The organism is Pseudomonas sp. Root71 (assembly GCF_001429045.1).
Taxonomy (GTDB): domain Bacteria; phylum Pseudomonadota; class Gammaproteobacteria; order Pseudomonadales; family Pseudomonadaceae; genus Aquipseudomonas; species Aquipseudomonas monachiensis.
Genome location: NZ_LMHY01000001.1, coordinates 274,102 through 290,394 on the forward strand (window position 1 = coordinate 274,102; position 16,293 = coordinate 290,394).

Sequence of the window (16,293 nt, forward strand, 5' to 3'; positions counted from 1 at the left end):
CTGCCGGCAATTGTCGCCAAACAATTGGGTGGCAGTTGTACGCGGGTTGGCGAACCGGAGCAAAAGGAACCCGGCAGACCCGGAGATCTCCCACGCACAACCGCCATGACTTGCGTCGATGGTCGTCATGCTCCTTTAGCTTCCGGGTCGCCAAACCCAGTGCTGAACATTCAGCTGAGGGTGAGCTTAGGAACCGGAGATCTGCGGCGCAATCGGACGGCGGTGTGATGTTTGTAGGACGTTGCCGGGATTGTTGCGGGGCTTGCGATCAAAAGATCACAGCCTGCGGCAGCTCCTACAGGTGAAGTGCAAGGTCGTGCCGACCTTCAATCGCGAGCAGGCTCGCTCCCACAGGGGGACTGCATTTCACATCAGAATTTATTCAGTCGGCGGATTCAGCTTCGCTTCCAGCTCCGCCACCTTCGCCTCAAGGCTCTCCAGCCGAGCCCGCGTGCGTGCCAGCACGACCATCTGGCTATCGAATTCTTCCCGGCTCACCAGATCCAGTTTGCTGAAGCCGCTCTGCAGCAGCATTTTGAACTGGCTTTCGATTTCAGCTTTCGGCAGAGGCGTGTCGCCGCTGAAGAGGCGGGAGGCGGTGCCGGTGAGGGCGTCGAGGAAGTCTTTTGGCGCAAGCATGGGCAATGTCCTGGAAACAATGACGGGCAGTGTATCACGCAGTGTCTATAGTCATTTGCGCGGGCAAGGGATGCACACTTTTCGCGCATGGGGACGGACGGTGTCGCACCGTTGTTGTGCGTATCGCGTCGGGTGTTGTTGCGAAGTAGCAGTCATCTGCGGGTAAAGGCTTGAAAACAGTAGTTTTTGTGGAGATGGCAAGCTTTCTGCTTAGACCCTGATGACCCATGCACTGATGCAGTCACTGTGACGAACGCAGTGCGCCAAGCGAAGCGGGGGAGTGTTTCGTGAGGAGCGTCGGACGGGCAGGTCAGGGCCGACGATGCGTTACAAAGCCAGGCACTGCGCTTAGACTTGAGACGGGTTTGTTTTCCTGGGGCAAGTCCACCAATTCGGGAGAGAGTTTTCATGAAGCTAGTCACTGCCATCATCAAGCCGTTCAAGCTGGACGACGTACGCGAGTCGCTGTCCGAGATCGGCGTGCAGGGCATTACCGTCACTGAAGTCAAAGGCTTTGGTCGGCAGAAGGGTCACACCGAGCTGTATCGCGGCGCGGAATACGTGGTCGATTTCCTGCCCAAGGTGAAGATCGACGTCGCCATCGACGACAAGGATCTGGACCGGGTAATCGAGGCCATCACCAAGGCTGCCAACACCGGCAAGATCGGTGACGGCAAGATCTTCGTGGTCAATCTGGAACAGGCGATTCGCATCCGTACCGGCGAAACCGATACCGACGCAATCTAAGCCGCCACAAACCCAACGCCCCAGGAGAAAACAATATGACTCTGCGTAAATTCGCAGGGCTAGGAGCCCTGTTGTCCATCGTAATGCCCAGCCTTGCTCTGGCGGCAGACGAAGTGGCGGCCCCAGTCCTCAACTCCGGCGACACCGCCTGGATGATGACCTCGACGGCCTTGGTGCTGTTTATGACCATTCCCGGCCTCGCGCTGTTCTACGGCGGCATGGTTCGGTCGAAAAACATTCTTTCCGTGATGATGCAGTGCTTCGCCATTACCGGTCTGATCAGCGTCCTGTGGGTCATTTATGGCTACAGCATCGCGTTCGACACCACGGGCATGGAGCAAGGCGTCGTCAACTTCAACTCGTTCTTCGGCGGCATGGGCAAGGCATTCCTCGCCGGCATCACGCCAGCCAGCCTGACCGGCCCTGCGGCGCTGTTCCCTGAGGCGGTATTCGTCACCTTCCAGATGACCTTCGCGATCATCACCCCGGCGCTGATCGTCGGTGCGTTCGCCGAGCGGATGAAGTTCTCCGCGATGCTGGTGTTCATGGGCATCTGGTTCACCCTGGTGTATGCGCCGATCGCGCACATGGTCTGGTCCGGCAACGGCGGCCTGATGTGGGACTGGGGCGTGCTCGATTTCGCCGGTGGCACAGTGGTGCACATCAACGCCGGTGTGGCTGGTCTGGTTGCCTGCCTGGTGCTGGGCAAGCGCAAGGGCTTCCCGACCACGCCGATGGCTCCGCACAACCTCGGTTACACCCTGATGGGCGCGGCCATGCTGTGGGTTGGCTGGTTCGGTTTCAACGCCGGTTCCGCCGCTGCGGCCAATGGCACCGCCGGCATGGCGATGCTGGTAACTCAGATTGCTACCGCCGCTGCCGCACTGGGCTGGATGTTTGCCGAGTGGCTCACCCACGGCAAGCCTAGCGCACTGGGCATCGCTTCGGGCGTGGTTGCCGGTCTGGTGGCAATCACCCCGGCTGCCGGCACTGTCGGCCCGATGGGCGCGCTGGTAATCGGTCTGGCGGCTGGCGTGGTGTGCTTCTTCTGCGCCACCACCCTCAAGCGCAAGCTCGGCTATGACGACTCCCTGGACGCCTTCGGTGTGCACGGTATCGGCGGTATCCTCGGCGCAATCCTGACCGGTGTGTTCGCTGCTCCGTCCCTGGGTGGCTTCGGCACCGTGACCGACATCGCCGCGCAAGTGTGGATTCAGTGCAAAGGCGTGGGCTTCACGGTGATCTACACCGCGATCGCTACATACATCATCCTCAAGGTGCTGGATGCGGTCATGGGCTTGCGTATCAACGAAGAAGAAGAGGCGGTCGGCATCGATCTGGCGCTTCACAACGAACGCGGCTACAACTTGTAAGCAAGCGCTAAAAAAACTGCCCGGCTTGCCGGGCATTTTTTTGTCTGGAATTTGTTGTTGAAGGCTGGGCTGAAAGGTTTTTTCCTACAGGTTTTACGATGTTTACGTCGGGTGTTTTTGTGCAGCCAAAGGCTTACAGGATTGAAGGAATATTAGGGCCTTTGTTTTTTCCCAGAGCGCGCTAGAATGCGCCCCGAACGTGCGGAGAACTGTATGTGGCAACAGACTCTGATTACCTTGCGGGCGAGGCCCCGGGGCTTTCATCTGGTAACGGACGAGTTACTCGCCGGCCTGCCTGAACTCAAGGCGTGTCGGGTCGGTCTGTTGCATTTGTTGCTGCAGCATACCTCGGCGTCGTTGACCATCAACGAGAACGCCGATCCGGCGGTACGTCGCGACTTCGAACGATTTTTCAATCGTCTGATCCCACAAGGAACAGACGGCTATGAGCATAACGACGAAGGCCTGGACGACCTCCCGGCGCACTTCAAGGCCAGCGTGCTTGGCTGTCAGCTCAGTTTGCCGATTTCGGCAGGCCAGCTGGCGTTGGGGACCTGGCAAGGCGTTTATCTGGGCGAGCACCGTGATCATGGCGGTGCCCGTAAAGTCCTCGCCACCGTACACGGTGAAGAGGCATAGCCGCTGGTCAGCAGCGGCTGTTGAATTTTTTCCTGCTGCCTTCGACAGAGGGCAAAGCTGGGCTATAACTAATCTGCTTTTCGCAAGTCATGAGGTAGAACATGAGCGACGATGATCTGGAAAACGACGACCTCGAAGTAGGCGACGACGACGAAACCGAAGAAGGTCTGGAAGCAGCGGCGGAAGACGTCGCTGAAGACGACGGCAGTGATGCGCCGGTTCCGGCTGCCAAAGGCAAGGCCAAGGCAGCGGTATCGGTCGATGAATTGCCAAGCGTCGAAGCCAAGAACAAGGAACGCGATGCTCTCGCGCGGGCCATGGAGGAGTTTTTGGCCAAGGGTGGCAAGGTGCAGGAAGTGGAGGCCAATGTGGTCGCCGATCCGCCCAAGAAACCGGACAACAAGTACGGCAGCCGGCCTATCTGAGCCTGCTACCCGCTTGCTGAAAAAGCCCGCCGTCGCTGCGGGCTTTTTCATGCCTGAAACAAAAATATGAAACCTGTGGTGATCCCTGTGGGAGCGGCGGTGCGGCGATCCCACATTGGTTCTGTGTCAGGCTGAGGCCTTGTTCCACCGCGCCAACAGCGCCGGCAAATCGGTCAGGCTGCGAATCTCCGCATCCGGCAACCGTTCGGCTTCCCAGACCTTGCCCGCCGGGTTGAACCAGATTGCCCGCATTCCCGCCTGCTGCGCACCGGCAATGTCATCGCCCGGATGATCGCCAATGTGCACCGCCGTTTCAGCGGTCGCGCCACCACGCTGCAAGGCCTCCTGAAACAGTCGCGCATCGGGTTTGGCGATGCCGATGTCTTCGGCGCACAACGCAAACTTGAAGTAATCCGCCAGGCCCAGCCGACGCACATCGGCGTTGCCATTGGTGATCACGCCGAGAGCGTAATGGTTGGCGAGAATTTCCAGGGTCGGTTCGACCTCTGGAAACACTTCGATCTGATGCCGGGCATGCAGGAACACTTCAAAGCTCTTGTCCGCCAGATCCGAGGCTTCTGCATGGGTGTAGCCAGACTCTTCGAGTGCATGGAACAGCACCCGCCGACGCAATGCGCTGATGCGGTGCTTGAGGCCAGGCTCGTTGCTCAACACGCGCTCACGAATGGTCCACAGATGCTCCACCGGCACCGCCCCAAGGTTGGGTGCGTACTCGGTCAGCCATTCACGCAAAACGGCTTCGGCGCTGACGATGACGGGGGCGGTGTCCCACAAGGTGTCGTCGAGGTCGAAGGTGATCAACTGAATGCTCATGAATCGTCGCCCTTAATGCGTTTGGCCCTTGGGTGGGCGTTGTCGTAGACCGTGGCCAGGTGCTGGAAGTCCAGGTGGGTGTAGATCTGCGTAGTCTTGATGTCCGAGTGGCCGAGCAGTTCCTGTACTGCGCGCAGGTCCTGGGAGGATTCCAGCAAATGGCTGGCGAAGGAGTGCCGCAACATGTGCGGGTGCAGGTTCTGCCCCAGTTCGCGCTCGCCGGCAGCCTTGACCCGCACCTGGATCGCCCGGGGGCCGAGGCGGCGGCCTTGCTGGCTGACAAACACCGCATCGTCTGCCGGGTTGGCCATCGCCCGCAGCGGCAACCATTGTTCCAGTGCTTCGCGAGCCTTTTTACCCACCGGCAACAGTCGGGTCTTGCTGCCCTTGCCGAGCACCTGGACCATGCCGTCGGCCAGGTCGAGCTGATCGAGATTGAGTCCGGTCAGCTCCGACAGGCGCAGCCCCGAGGAGTAGAACAGTTCCAGAATCGCCTGGTCCCGGCGTGCGAGAAAGTCGTCCTCCACACCACCTTCCAGCAGTTGCAGGGCGCGGTCGGTATCGAGGGTTTTCGGCAGGCGGCGTTCGCCTTTGGGCGGTGCGAGGCCATTGGCTGGATCGTGGTCGCACAGGCCTTCACGGTTCAGGTAGTGATAGAGCCCGCGAACGGCTGACAGCAATCGCGCCAGGCTACGGGACGATTGGCCTTGGGCATGCAGGCGGGCAACCAGGCTGCGCAGGCGCTGGATGTCCAGCGCCGTCCAGCTGCCGATGTTCTGTTTGATGCACCAGCCCAGCACTTTATCGAGGTCGCGGCGGTAGGCCGACAGCGTGTGTGGCGACACCTGCCGCTCACTGCGCAGGTGTTCGCAGTAAGCGTCCAGTTGTCGTTCCATGTTCAGCGTACCGAGCGCAGGGAGTTGTTGACCCGTGGCAGCACGCGACCCATGACTTCAGCGATGTAGCTCAGGAACAAGGTGCCCACCGAGCTTTTGTAGTGTTGCGGATCACGGCTGGCGATGGCCAGGATGCCGTGGATGCCTTGATGGCTGATGGCAACGACCGCGGTGGAGCCGATCTGCTTGCGCTGTTCTTCGCCGAACAGGAAGTCCAGCTCATGCTCGCGCAGGCTGCCACTGACACTTTTGTCTTCCGAGAGCAAACCGCCGATGGCCACCTGGGCTTCCGCGTGAGTGACCCAGCGGCCCACCGGCATGGCGTTGTCGCCGAGCAGGATGAGGCTGACGAAGGGCACCTGGAATTCCTGGCGCAGGCTGTCTTCGACGCACATCACTACATCTTCCAGGCTGGCTGCGTCCATCAGCGCCAGGATCAGGCGACGGGTCTTTTCGAACAATCGGTCGTTGTCCCGGGCCACGTCCATCAAATGCGACAGGCGATGACGCAGTTCAATGTTGCGGTCGCGCAGGATGGTCATCTGACGCTCCACCAGCGACACGGTATCACCGCGACGATGGGGAATACGCAGGGACGGGAGCAGCTCTTCGTGCTCGACGAAGAAGTCCGGATGAGCCTCCAGGTACGCGGCAATAGCCGCCGCCTCCAGGCTTTCGGACGGTGATTCGTCAGCTTGTCGCGCGGGTACCTGAGGCTTGTCGGTCATAGGTTTCGCTCACTCAAAGACGCACTTGTCCTTCATATACGCGCACTGCCGGGCCGGTCATCATCACCGGTTGGCCAGGGCCTGCCCACTCTATGGACAAGCGCCCGCCAGGCAGGTCGATCAATAGCGGCGAATCCATCCACCCCTGGCTGATCGCGGCCACTGCGGCGGCGCAGGCGCCGGTTCCGCAAGCCTGGGTTTCCCCGGCTCCACGCTCCCAGACTCGCAACTGCGCGCGGCTCCGGTCGATGACCTGGAGAAAACCGACATTGACCCGTGCCGGGAAGCGCGGGTGATGTTCGATTTTCGGCCCCAGTTCATGCACCGGCGCGTTGTTGATATCGCTGACCCGCAGCACGGCATGGGGGTTGCCCATGGACACGGCAGCCAGATCGACCGGGGTGCCGTCGACGTCGACCTGATAACTCGTGGCCTGCTCCGGTGCCTGGAACGGAATATCCGCCGGCACCAGGCGCGGGGCGCCCATGTTGACGCTGATCTGGCCATCGTTACGCACGTCGAGCTCGATGACGCCGCTTTTGGTCTCGACGCGAATCAGCCGCTTTGCGGTCAGGCGCTTGTCGAGCACGAAGCGGGCGAAACAGCGCGCACCGTTGCCGCATTGTTCCACTTCGGAACCGTCGGAGTTGAAGATCCGATAGCGGAAATCCACGTCCGGGTTGCTCGGCGCCTCGACGATCAGCAATTGGTCGAAACCGATGCCGGTGTGCCGGTCGCCCCATTGCTTGGCATGCTTGGGCAGGATGTGCGCGTGCTGGCTGACCAGGTCGAGGACCATGAAATCATTGCCCAGGCCGTGCATCTTGGTAAAACGCAGCAGCATGGTTTTACTCCGGCAGCAGGCTTTCGCCAGCAAACAACTCGGCTACCGTTTCACGGCGACGCACTTCAAATGCCCGATCACCGTCCACCAACACTTCTGCGGTACGGCCGCGGGTGTTGTAGTTGGAGCTCATGACAAACCCGTAGGCACCGGCCGAATGCACGGCCAGCAGGTCACCTTCTTCCAGCGCCAGCTGACGGTCCTTGGCCAGGAAGTCGCCGGTCTCGCAGATCGGGCCGACGATGTCGTAGGCGCGGGCAGCGGAGGTGCGCGGGCGCACGGCAGTGACGTCCATCCAGGCTTGGTACAGCGCCGGGCGGATCAGGTCGTTCATGGCCGCGTCGACGATGGCGAAGTCTTTGTGCTCGGTGTGCTTGAGGTATTCGACCTGGGTCAGCAATACACCGGCGTTGGCGACGATGAAGCGGCCCGGTTCGAACACCAGTGCCAGGTCACGGCCGTCGAGGCGCTCGCGCACGGCCTTGATGTAGTCGGCAGCCAGTGGCGGCTCCTCGTCCTTGTATCGCACGCCCAGGCCGCCACCGAGATCGATGTGGCGCAGGTAGATGCCGCAATCGCCAAGGCGGTCGACCAGGCCCAGCAGGCGGTCGAGAGCGTCGATGAACGGTGGCAGGGTGGTCAGTTGCGAGCCGATGTGGCAATCGACGCCGACCACTTCCAGGTTCGGCAGCTGCGCGGCACGCACGTACACATCTTCGGCGTCGGCGATGGCGATGCCGAACTTGTTCTCTTTGAGTCCGGTGGAGATGTACGGGTGGGTACCGGCATCGACGTCCGGGTTCACGCGCAGCGAAACCGGCGCGCGAACGCCCAGTTCGGCGGCGACCACTTGCAGGCGTTCCAGCTCGTCGGTGGATTCGACGTTGAAGCAGTGCACGCCGACTTCCAGGGCGCGACGCATGTCGTCACGGGTCTTGCCGACGCCGGAGAACACGATCTTGTCGGCGCTGCCGCCAGCGGCCAGTACACGTTCCAGTTCGCCACGGGAGACGATGTCGAAACCGGCGCCCAGGCGCGCCAGGACATTCAGTACACCCAGGTTGGAGTTGGCCTTGACCGCGAAGCACACCAGGTGCGGCATGCCGGCCAGTGCATCGGCGTAAGCCAGGTATTGGGCTTCGATGTGCGCGCGCGAGTAAACGTAGGTCGGTGTACCAAAGCGCTCGGCGATGGCAGACAGGGCAACACCTTCCGCGAACAGTTCACCGTCACGGTAGTTAAAAGCGTCCATGAGGTTCCCTTATTATTGGTAGACGTCGTGCTTGTGTGCTTTGGAGGCAGGCTGCTGCTGCGACGACTTGGCTTGCTCGACAGGGTCCTGGTCTTCATCGGGCAGGTACAGCGGGCCTTTTTGACCGCAGGCCGACACAAGGCAGGCAACCGCGAGGAGCGCAGCAAGGGAAGAGATCAGGCGCTTCATGGCGAAATCCTTGAAAATGCATTAATTGCGCCGGAGTATACCGGCCACCCGGCAGCTTGCCTATGCAACGGACCGCCCGTCCGGCGGGGCTTGGCCGCAAGCACATCGAACCCACGGGTAGGGCAACTGGTCGTTATCCTTTGCAATCGACGGGGCTCGGTCGTATCTTGCGGCGCTTGAGCCTGATCAGACACTTTTTGAGGTTGCCGTAATGAGTTTGTCCGAAGCGCGTTTCCATGACCTTGTCGATGCCACCCAGCAAACCCTGGAGGACATCTTTGACGAGAGCGACCTGGATATCGACCTCGAAAGCTCGGCCGGTGTGCTGACCGTCAAGTTCGAGAACGGCAGCCAGTTGATCTTCAGTCGCCAGGAGCCGCTGCGTCAGCTGTGGCTGGCGGCGGTTTCCGGTGGTTTTCACTTCGACTACGACGAAGAAAGCGAGCGCTGGATGTGCGACAAGAGCGAAGAGCAGTTGGGTGAAATGCTTGAGCGTATCGTCCAGCAGCAGGCCGGTGTCGAGCTCGATTTCGAAGGCCTGTGAGATCGTGACCCAGCCTGCGCCTGTTCGTGCTCCCAAGCCGCTCTACAGTAACGTCAGTCCGGCGGTGCCATCGCCCTGCAGCGGTGTGTGCCGGCTGGACGAGCAGAAAGTCTGCCTGGGCTGCTTCCGTCACGTCGAAGACATCCGCGAATGGCGTTCGGCCGATGACGAACGTCGGCGGGTGATTTGCGTGCAGGCTTCGAATCGCAAGGCTGGCGCTCTGTAGGAGCTGCCGAAGGCTGCGATCTTTTGGCAGCTCTGAAGATTGCCGAAGAACAAGATCAAGAGATCGCAGCCTGCGGCAGCTCCTACGCCGCCGTGTGGCGGCTTGTATATTTTTTGAGCTGTGATAGTGTCCAGAAACGCCTCAACCCATCGAGGCTGATGAAAACCCCGCCTTTTTCTGGCGGGGTTTTGCTTTTTTCGTGCAGAAGAAAGGAGTCTGCCCAGATCATGACCGCACCTTCCATCACCCTTACCCGTCTGGACGTACAGCGTCTGGAGCGTCTGATCGACAGCCTGGACGACACGCTGCCGGGCGTTATTGCGCTGCAAACCGAACTGGATCGCGCCGATACCCTGGTCGGCCACGATGAAGTGCCGGCGGATGTCGTGACCATGAATTCCCGAGTGCATTGCCGCGAAGAAGGCAGTGGCAAGGACTACCACCTGACCCTGGTGTACCCCAAGGATGCAAATGCCGACGAAGGCAAGGTCTCGATCCTGGCGCCCGTGGGCAGCGCGTTGCTGGGCCTGAAGGTTGGCCAGCACATCGATTGGCCGGCTCCGGGCGGCAAGACCCTGAAGCTGACGTTGCTGGAAGTCGAATCGCAGCCGGCCAATGGCGGCGCGTTCCCGGAGTGAGACCCCCTCAGGCCTGATCAAGCGCCTCGTTCAACGCGTGCTCCAGGTCTGCCTTGTAGCGCAGGTACAGATGGGTGGAACTCTGCCCTTCGCCCAGCAGGCCTGACAGGTCGAGATCGGTGATGTAGCAGCGGTAGCGTTCGGTTTCCCGGCGCTGCCCGACGATTTCCCGGGCGACCACGCGGAACAACTGGTCGCCATGTTCCAGCTCGGAAAACTCCCGTTGATTGCAATACAACGTCACCTGCACCTGACCCGGTGCGGCTTTGCCGACGATCGCCTGCACGTCGTAGAACGGCTTGTTCACCGGCGTCTGCGGTGCCGGCCGGGCTTCGATGCGGCGCGCCCGGCCAGGGCCTGACGGCAGCAGCTGGCAATACAGGGTGTCGAGGTTCAAGGGGTGGGCCGCGTCCATCGGCAACAGGGCATCGCGACGGTACTGGATCGATTGCAGGAAACGCTGCAGCGGCACCAGCAGGCTTTGCTCATCGTGCCAGGGCAGGCGTTGCTGCCACAGGGCGTTGAACTCATCGAGCACGTACAGATCAGCCTGATCTTCATTGACCCGGTAGAACACTTGAATGCAGTCCGGCTGGCCCGTTGGCAGGAACAGCGCGAGGTCGTGGTCTTCCAGCGCCTTCGGATCGAGGTGCAACGGACTGTAGCTCGTCATTTCCTTGCCCAGGTAATCGATCAGTGCCGGCAGAGTGGCCAGTGCTATGTGCTGGACCTGGCCCGGCACCAACTCCAGCACGTGGTAGTGCTGCTGGACCTGGATCAGGTAGCGATGATTGAGCCGGCTCAGCAGCAGGTTCTGCGCGGTATCGAGGATTTCCTCGACCCGTTGGGCAATGAACTGCGCGCGGTTATGGCAGAAGCAGCGCACCCTCAGCTTCGGCTGTTGTGATCCGGTTGGCAGGTTGTTGAGGTAGTCGCGGATGCAGTCGAGCAGGGCGTGGGGACCGTCGTAGCGGCCGACCAGGACTTCGTTCCAGCTATTGAGCGTGACCTGGTCCAGGGTCAGCACCAGATTTTCCCGGACACCGGCGTAGCTCAGGGAGTCGGTGCGTTCGGTGGTCATGAGGATGTTCAGGTCGCGATGGTGCTTGAGCGGATCGATGCCGACATTCACCAGGATCAGCACTTCACTCGGTACGCTTGCGCGCAACAGAGGTTCCTCGGCGACGGTGGGCAAGGGCAGGGCGATGGTCTGTTGCAGGCTGCCAAGCAGATTGAACAGTTCGAATTCACTCAAGTTGCTGGTGCCGGGGTGCAAGGCCAGGCGGGTGCTGCTGTCGATCACGCCATTGCGGTGGCACCAGGTCAGCAGTTCGAGCAGGTGACGGCTGCGTTTGATCGGCGCGAAATGTTCCCACTCCAGTGCCGTCAGGCTGCCGTTGTACAAGCCCCACTGGCTTTGCCCCGGTTCTTTCTTGTTCGGTGCGTGCACCAGCGTCAGGGTGTCTTCAGCCAGATCCGGGGCGATGCCAGGGTTGATGAATTCGACTTTGCCGGCCTTGCGCTCGAAAGCGGCATACAGGCGACGGCCGAGGACGCTCAGGTCGCGTTTGTTGATACGGCTGACCGTTTGTTCGTGACGGGCAAACTGGGTGAGGAAGCGGTAGCTGTAGTTCAGCTCGTTGACCAGTGCCCGCCGTTCGGAGCCGACCTGGCGGACTTTCCACTGGCTGCGGCTGTCGAGCAGGGTCAGTTGCCGCTGGTCCCAGTGCCATTCATGGGCCAGGCGCTCGAGCAAAGAGCGCTGCCAGCTCTGGGTGCGGCTGTTGCCGGTGAGTTTGCGATTGACCTTCAGGTACAACGCGCGACGCACCAGTTCCAGGCGTTCCGGTTCGTTGCGGGCAATCAGGTATTCCTCGATGCGCCGGTACACCACGACGTATGGATCCAGCTCGTCGAGGTCGAGCCGGTTGGCGAACACCGCCTGCTTGAAGCGCAGGCTCAGGCAATGGACCCTGGGGTGTTCACTGGCATAAACCTCAGTCAGCAGCAGCTTGAGAACCGACTTGTAGGGCGACTCGATGCCCTTGAACAGCTGCCAGAGCCCGGCACCGATAAATTCGCCGGGAGGGATGTAGGCCAGGTTGCCGAGGTCGAGGGTTTCATCGGCACGGATGAAGCGTTTGGAGATCAAGGCATGGGTGTAGCGGTCGTAGCTCGACTCTTCGTAGACCGGCACCAGCCACCAGATCGGTGTGCGCCCGGCGAGCCAGATCGCGGTGCGGTAAAACTCGTCCAGCAACAGGTAGTGCTGGGTAGTGCCGCAATCCTCCGAGCTCAGTTGGGTATCACGCTCACCGCGGACGAAACGGCTCGGATCGATCAAGAAAAAATGCGCTTCGGCGCCCTGGCTGGCGGCCCAGGCTTCCAGCAACTGGCATTTCTTGCGCAGCTCGACGAGTTCGTTTTCGCTCAGGTCCGGCCCATGGCAGACCCACACATCCATGTCGCTCTGGTCAGCCTGCGCCAGGGTGCCGAGGCTGCCCATCAGGAACAGACCATGAATTGGTCTTGGCGGGTTGCTGCCGTGGCGCGGCTTATAGGAAAACGAGCGGGTCAGGCGCTGGGCTTCAGCGAGGACATTGGCATCCGGTTCGAAATTCGACAGCCCGGCCGGCGTACCGCCCGAAACATAGCCGGGCAACAGCGGATGGTTAACGTGGAAAAACAGCGGCAGCAAGGTCAGAACCCCTTGCTGGCGGGTCGACAACCCTTCCATGGCGCGAGCCATGCGTCCTTCGTTGAGTTTCAGAAAGCGTGCGCGCAGCTGGCTGAGAACCTTGCGATCGATTCCCTCGTCCAGATCAGGGCGGATTTCGTGGGTGCGCGTCATGTCAGCTCAAACCGGCTCGCAGGGCTCGGACGTGGGGCTCTTCGGATGTGGGGCAGTTTAGCGCCTTGGGGCGAGGACTTTTAAGCTGATTTTGTTTTTCTGGCGTCAGATTTCTAACGATTGGGGGCAGGCATCAGGGGAATGTGCCCGCGGAAATCCCTGGGTCGGGGTCTCCGTGGGCGATGCGGCAGAATTCAGGCTGTTACTTCGGCGTTAAGAATGGTCAGCACGGATTGCACATTTTGCGCGGCGTCACGACCCAGGCTGGTCAGGTAACCGCCGTCAGGTTGGTCGGTCAGTTCTTTTTCAAAGAGGCGTTTGGCGGCGGCAATGTGTTTCGGGGCAGCGGTCTGATGAATTTTCAGACCTTCCTGGGAACTGTCCAGGTTGAAGAGTGCGAGGACTTCCAGTTCGGCAACCAACTCAGGGGTAAGCGACATAAGGACTCCAGACTTTCTAGGAATTGGACGACAGCGCCCCTAAGGTGATCCCACTTGCGCGGCATGTCCAGTGCTCGCGACAGGGTTTTTTGCCTCGGGTAGCCTTCCCCCGGCGGATGGTGGGGCAGCGGGGTGTTTCCAGTGTAGTCAGGTGTCGGGAGACGGCAGGCAGGATTGGCAACAAAATGTGTGTAGCTTGCTTTCCTGTGGCGAGGGAGCTTGTCGGATCGCCGCACCGTCCCGCTCGGCTGCGAAGCAGTCGCAAAGCTTTTGGGGCCGCTTCGCGACCCAGCGGGAGCAAGCTCCCTCGCCACAAGAATCTATTTCGATGCTTACTGCTTTTCCGGCGGCAACTCGGGCAAGGCGCGCAGGGCAGCTTCGTACCATTCGGTGTTGAACGCGCGGTCTTCTTCGAGGATCGAGTCGATTTCTACCGCCAAAACGTGAGCCATCAGGTTGAGAATTTCTTCGCGTTCGTAACCCACCAGTGTCAGCTTGTTGAACGTCGCCTTGGCAGCCGGCGGGTTGTCGCTTTCGATCTGGTTTTCGATGGCCTGGATCAGGGTGCTTTCGGCGAACTCTTCTTCGTCGTTGTCGATATCGGTTGGCTCGCTCATGGCAGGCTCCTAAGGGAAAGGCGGCCAGTTTACCCGCATTCAGCGGCGTGATGCTGCTGGCAAGAATCCCGGCAGCGTTCTATAAACAGGCACTGCCCACCCCGCACGGCCTGGAGGCTATGTGATGTTTAAACTTTATGGATTTTGTGTCAGCAACTACTACAACATGGTCAAACTGGCGTTGCTGGAAAAAGGCCTGCCATTCGAGGAGGTCATGTTCGTCCCGACCCAGACCCCGGAGTCATTGGCGATCAGCCCGCGGGGCAAGGTCCCGGTGCTGGGTGTCGAGCAGGGCTACATCAACGAAACCAGCGTGATTCTCGAGTACATCGAACAAGCCCAAAAGGGCAAGCCACTGCTGCCGAATGAGCCGTTCGAGCGCGCGCAGGTGCTGGCGTTAGCCAAGGAAATCGAGCTGTACATCGAACTGCCGGCGCGTGCCTGCTTCCCGGAAGCATTTTTTGGCATGACGGTGTCGGAGGCGATCAAGGAAAAGAGCAAGGCTGAGTTGCTACTGGGGTTTGCCTCCCTGGCCAGGCACGGCAAATTCGCCCCTTATGTGGCTGGAGAAAGCTTGAGCATTGCCGATCTGTACTTCCAGTACAGCGTGTCATTGGCCAGTGCGGTCGGGCAGAAGGTGTTCGGGATTGATCTGCTGGCAGAAATGCCGGCGGCCAGGGCGTTGCTGGAACGTCTGGGACAGAACCCCAACGTTCAGCGAATTGCGGCGGACCGGGAGGCGGCGATGCCGGCGTTCATGGCGATGATCGCTGCCAAGAAGTAGTTCTGTGGGGTTTTGAAGTCCGGCATCGTCGGAACGCCGCCCGGAGCCGGCTCGCTCCCACAGGATTGGATGTGCGAACACTATCCAGTGTGGGAGCGAGCCTGCTCGCGAAGTTTTTGGCGATTTAGCGGCTGGCGAGCAGCGCCTGACCACGAGCCACGGCAGCCTTCACCTGCGCCGGCGCGGTGCCGCCGATGTGGTTACGGGCATTGACCGAGCCTTCCAGGGTCAACACGGCGAACACGTCCTGATCGATCTGGTCGCTGAACTTGCGCAGTTCTTCCAGGCTCATTTCCGCCAGGTCCTTGCCGCTGTCCACGCCGTACTTCACGGCATGGCCAACGATTTCGTGGCAATCACGGAATGGCAGGCCGCGACGCACCAGGTAGTCGGCCAGGTCGGTGGCGGTGGAGAAACCGCGCAGGGCTGCTTCGCGCATCATCGCGTGCTTGGGCTTGATCGCCGGCACCATGTCGGCAAAGGCCCGCAGCGAGTCGCGCAGGGTGTCAGCGGCGTCGAACAGCGGTTCCTTGTCTTCCTGGTTGTCCTTGTTGTAGGCCAGGGGCTGGCCTTTCATCAGGGTCAGCAGGCCCATCAGTGCGCCGAACACGCGACCGGTCTTGCCACGCACGAGCTCCGGCACGTCCGGGTTTTTCTTTTGCGGCATGATCGAGCTGCCGGTGCAGAAACGGTCGGGCAGATCGATAAACTGGAACTGCGCGCTGGTCCACAGCACCAGCTCTTCGGAGAAGCGCGACAGGTGCATCATCGCGATACTGGCCGCCGAGCAGAATTCGATGGCGAAATCACGATCGGAGACGTTGTCCAGCGAATTGCCGCCAACCGCGTCGAAACCCAGGAGTTGGGCGGTGTATTCACGATCGATCGGATAGGTGGTGCCGGCCAGCGCCGCGCTGCCCAATGGCATGCGGTTGGTGCGTTTGCGGCAGTCGACCAGGCGTTCATAGTCGCGGCTGAGCATTTCGAACCAGGCCAGCATGTGGTGCCCGAACGTCACCGGCTGTGCGGTCTGCAGGTGGGTGAACCCCGGCATGATGCTGGCGGCTTCGCGCTCGGCCTGCTCCAGCAGGCCTTTTTGCAGGCGGGTGATTTCGGCCAGGATCAGGTCGATCTCGTCACGCAGCCACAGACGGATGTCGGTGGCGACCTGATCGTTGCGGCTGCGGCCGGTGTGCAACTTTTTACCGGTCACGCCGATGCGGTCGGTCAGGCGTGCCTCGATGTTCATGTGAACGTCTTCGAGGTCGATGCGCCAGTCGAACTGACCGGCCTCGATTTCACCCTGGATGGTGTTCAGGCCATCGATGATGCTGTCGCGCTCGGCATCGGTCAGCACGCCGACCTTGGCCAGCATGGTGGCGTGGGCGATCGAGCCCATGATGTCGTGGCGATACAGGCGCTGGTCGAAGGTGACGGAGGCGGTGAAGCGGGCGACGAAGGCGTCGACGGGTTCACTGAAGCGGCCGCCCCAGGACTGATTGGTCTTGTCAGTGCTCATGAATTCGCTCGTATCGGCTTGAAGTAAGAAGGCGTGGAACGCTGGCGCGGATAATAACAGGGTTGCCAATCCTGTCGCTGACACTGGTCGATACGTTTTTTTGGGGGG

The 16,293-nt window shown here is 60.8% G+C and carries 19 protein-coding genes; 8 read left to right on the forward strand and 11 right to left on the reverse strand.

The genetic code is table 11. From position 1 onward, the window contains the following. Positions 1-378 precede the first annotated feature (378 nt). Positions 379-639 carry an accessory factor UbiK family protein gene (locus ASD95_RS01305; RefSeq protein WP_046038993.1) on the reverse strand — a complete coding sequence of 87 codons (261 nt, stop codon included), beginning with the start codon at positions 637-639 and terminating at the stop codon, positions 379-381. 408 nt (positions 640-1,047) lie between these two features. Between ASD95_RS01305 and glnK the strand changes: the two genes are divergently transcribed. The 4 genes from glnK to sutA all read left to right on the forward strand — a co-directional run bounded on the left by glnK (position 1,048) and on the right by sutA (position 3,823). After that, entirely contained in the window at positions 1,048-1,386 is a 339-nt protein-coding gene (gene glnK / locus ASD95_RS01310) for a P-II family nitrogen regulator (protein WP_002555808.1), read from the forward strand. Positions 1,387-1,421: 35 nt separating this feature from the next. Next, a complete protein-coding gene (locus ASD95_RS01315; protein WP_056726351.1) occupies positions 1,422-2,759 on the forward strand; it encodes an ammonium transporter in 1,338 nt (445 codons plus the stop codon). 213 nt (positions 2,760-2,972) lie between these two features. Beyond that, a complete protein-coding gene (locus ASD95_RS01320; RefSeq protein ID WP_056726352.1) occupies positions 2,973-3,398 on the forward strand; it encodes a secondary thiamine-phosphate synthase enzyme YjbQ in 426 nt (141 codons plus the stop codon). A gap of 101 nt (positions 3,399-3,499) precedes the next feature. Further along, positions 3,500-3,823 carry a transcriptional regulator SutA gene (gene sutA, locus ASD95_RS01325; RefSeq protein WP_056726353.1) on the forward strand — a complete coding sequence of 108 codons (324 nt, stop codon included), beginning with the start codon at positions 3,500-3,502 and terminating at the stop codon, positions 3,821-3,823. A gap of 126 nt (positions 3,824-3,949) precedes the next feature. On the opposite strand, the gene ASD95_RS01330 is transcribed toward sutA, so the two are convergent. Genes ASD95_RS01330 through lptM form a run of 6 tightly spaced genes read right to left on the reverse strand, consistent with a single transcriptional unit; the run spans position 3,950 to position 8,566 of the window. Then, entirely contained in the window at positions 3,950-4,657 is a 708-nt protein-coding gene (locus ASD95_RS01330; protein WP_056726354.1) for an HAD family hydrolase, read from the reverse strand. After that, positions 4,654-5,553, reverse strand: coding sequence for a tyrosine recombinase XerC (gene xerC, locus ASD95_RS01335; RefSeq protein ID WP_056726355.1), 900 nt, complete (start codon positions 5,551-5,553; stop codon positions 4,654-4,656). The genes ASD95_RS01330 and xerC overlap by 4 nt, the downstream gene beginning before the upstream one ends. A 2-nt stretch (positions 5,554-5,555) precedes the next feature. Beyond that, positions 5,556-6,281 (reverse strand): DUF484 family protein, encoded by a 726-nt coding sequence (locus ASD95_RS01340; protein WP_056726356.1) that lies wholly within the window; start codon positions 6,279-6,281, stop codon positions 5,556-5,558. A 13-nt stretch (positions 6,282-6,294) separates the two neighbouring features. Further along, positions 6,295-7,125, reverse strand: a complete 831-nt coding sequence (dapF, locus tag ASD95_RS01345; RefSeq protein ID WP_056726357.1) for a diaminopimelate epimerase — start codon at positions 7,123-7,125, stop codon at positions 6,295-6,297. 4 nt (positions 7,126-7,129) lie between these two features. Further along, positions 7,130-8,377, reverse strand: coding sequence for a diaminopimelate decarboxylase (gene lysA, locus ASD95_RS01350; protein ID WP_056726358.1), 1,248 nt, complete (start codon positions 8,375-8,377; stop codon positions 7,130-7,132). Between the two features lie 12 nt (positions 8,378-8,389). Beyond that, on the reverse strand, positions 8,390-8,566 hold the full coding sequence (gene lptM / locus ASD95_RS28200; protein WP_007980804.1) for an LPS translocon maturation chaperone LptM: 177 nt from the start codon (positions 8,564-8,566) through the stop codon (positions 8,390-8,392). Between the two features lie 211 nt (positions 8,567-8,777). Here lptM and cyaY point away from each other — a divergent pair, with 211 nt between their 5' ends. The 3 genes from cyaY to rnk all read left to right on the forward strand — a co-directional run bounded on the left by cyaY (position 8,778) and on the right by rnk (position 9,974). After that, the gene (gene cyaY, locus ASD95_RS01355) at positions 8,778-9,110 is read left to right on the forward strand and encodes an iron donor protein CyaY (RefSeq protein ID WP_008050853.1); all 333 of its coding nucleotides are present in this window, start codon (positions 8,778-8,780) and stop codon (positions 9,108-9,110) included. A gap of 4 nt (positions 9,111-9,114) precedes the next feature. Beyond that, entirely contained in the window at positions 9,115-9,336 is a 222-nt protein-coding gene (locus ASD95_RS01360; RefSeq protein ID WP_056726673.1) for a DUF1289 domain-containing protein, read from the forward strand. 227 nt (positions 9,337-9,563) lie between these two features. After that, complete coding sequence (gene rnk / locus ASD95_RS01365) at positions 9,564-9,974, forward strand: nucleoside diphosphate kinase regulator (protein WP_008050852.1); 411 nt, start codon at positions 9,564-9,566, stop codon at positions 9,972-9,974. A gap of 7 nt (positions 9,975-9,981) precedes the next feature. Here the strand turns inward: rnk and ASD95_RS01370 are convergent, their stop codons facing one another. The 3 genes from ASD95_RS01370 to ASD95_RS01380 all read right to left on the reverse strand — a co-directional run bounded on the left by ASD95_RS01370 (position 9,982) and on the right by ASD95_RS01380 (position 13,882). Then, the gene (locus ASD95_RS01370; RefSeq protein WP_056726359.1) at positions 9,982-12,825 is read right to left on the reverse strand and encodes a class I adenylate cyclase; all 2,844 of its coding nucleotides are present in this window, start codon (positions 12,823-12,825) and stop codon (positions 9,982-9,984) included. A gap of 194 nt (positions 12,826-13,019) precedes the next feature. Continuing rightward, positions 13,020-13,265 (reverse strand): TIGR02647 family protein, encoded by a 246-nt coding sequence (locus ASD95_RS01375; protein WP_007980796.1) that lies wholly within the window; start codon positions 13,263-13,265, stop codon positions 13,020-13,022. A 332-nt stretch (positions 13,266-13,597) separates the two neighbouring features. Further along, positions 13,598-13,882, reverse strand: coding sequence for a hypothetical protein (locus ASD95_RS01380; RefSeq protein WP_056726360.1), 285 nt, complete (start codon positions 13,880-13,882; stop codon positions 13,598-13,600). A 124-nt stretch (positions 13,883-14,006) separates the two neighbouring features. Here ASD95_RS01380 and ASD95_RS01385 point away from each other — a divergent pair, with 124 nt between their 5' ends. After that, positions 14,007-14,666 (forward strand): glutathione S-transferase family protein, encoded by a 660-nt coding sequence (locus ASD95_RS01385; protein WP_056726361.1) that lies wholly within the window; start codon positions 14,007-14,009, stop codon positions 14,664-14,666. Positions 14,667-14,790: 124 nt separating this feature from the next. On the opposite strand, the gene argH is transcribed toward ASD95_RS01385, so the two are convergent. Next, positions 14,791-16,185, reverse strand: coding sequence for an argininosuccinate lyase (gene argH, locus ASD95_RS01390; RefSeq protein ID WP_008001478.1), 1,395 nt, complete (start codon positions 16,183-16,185; stop codon positions 14,791-14,793). Between the last annotated feature and the right edge of the window lie 108 nt (positions 16,186-16,293).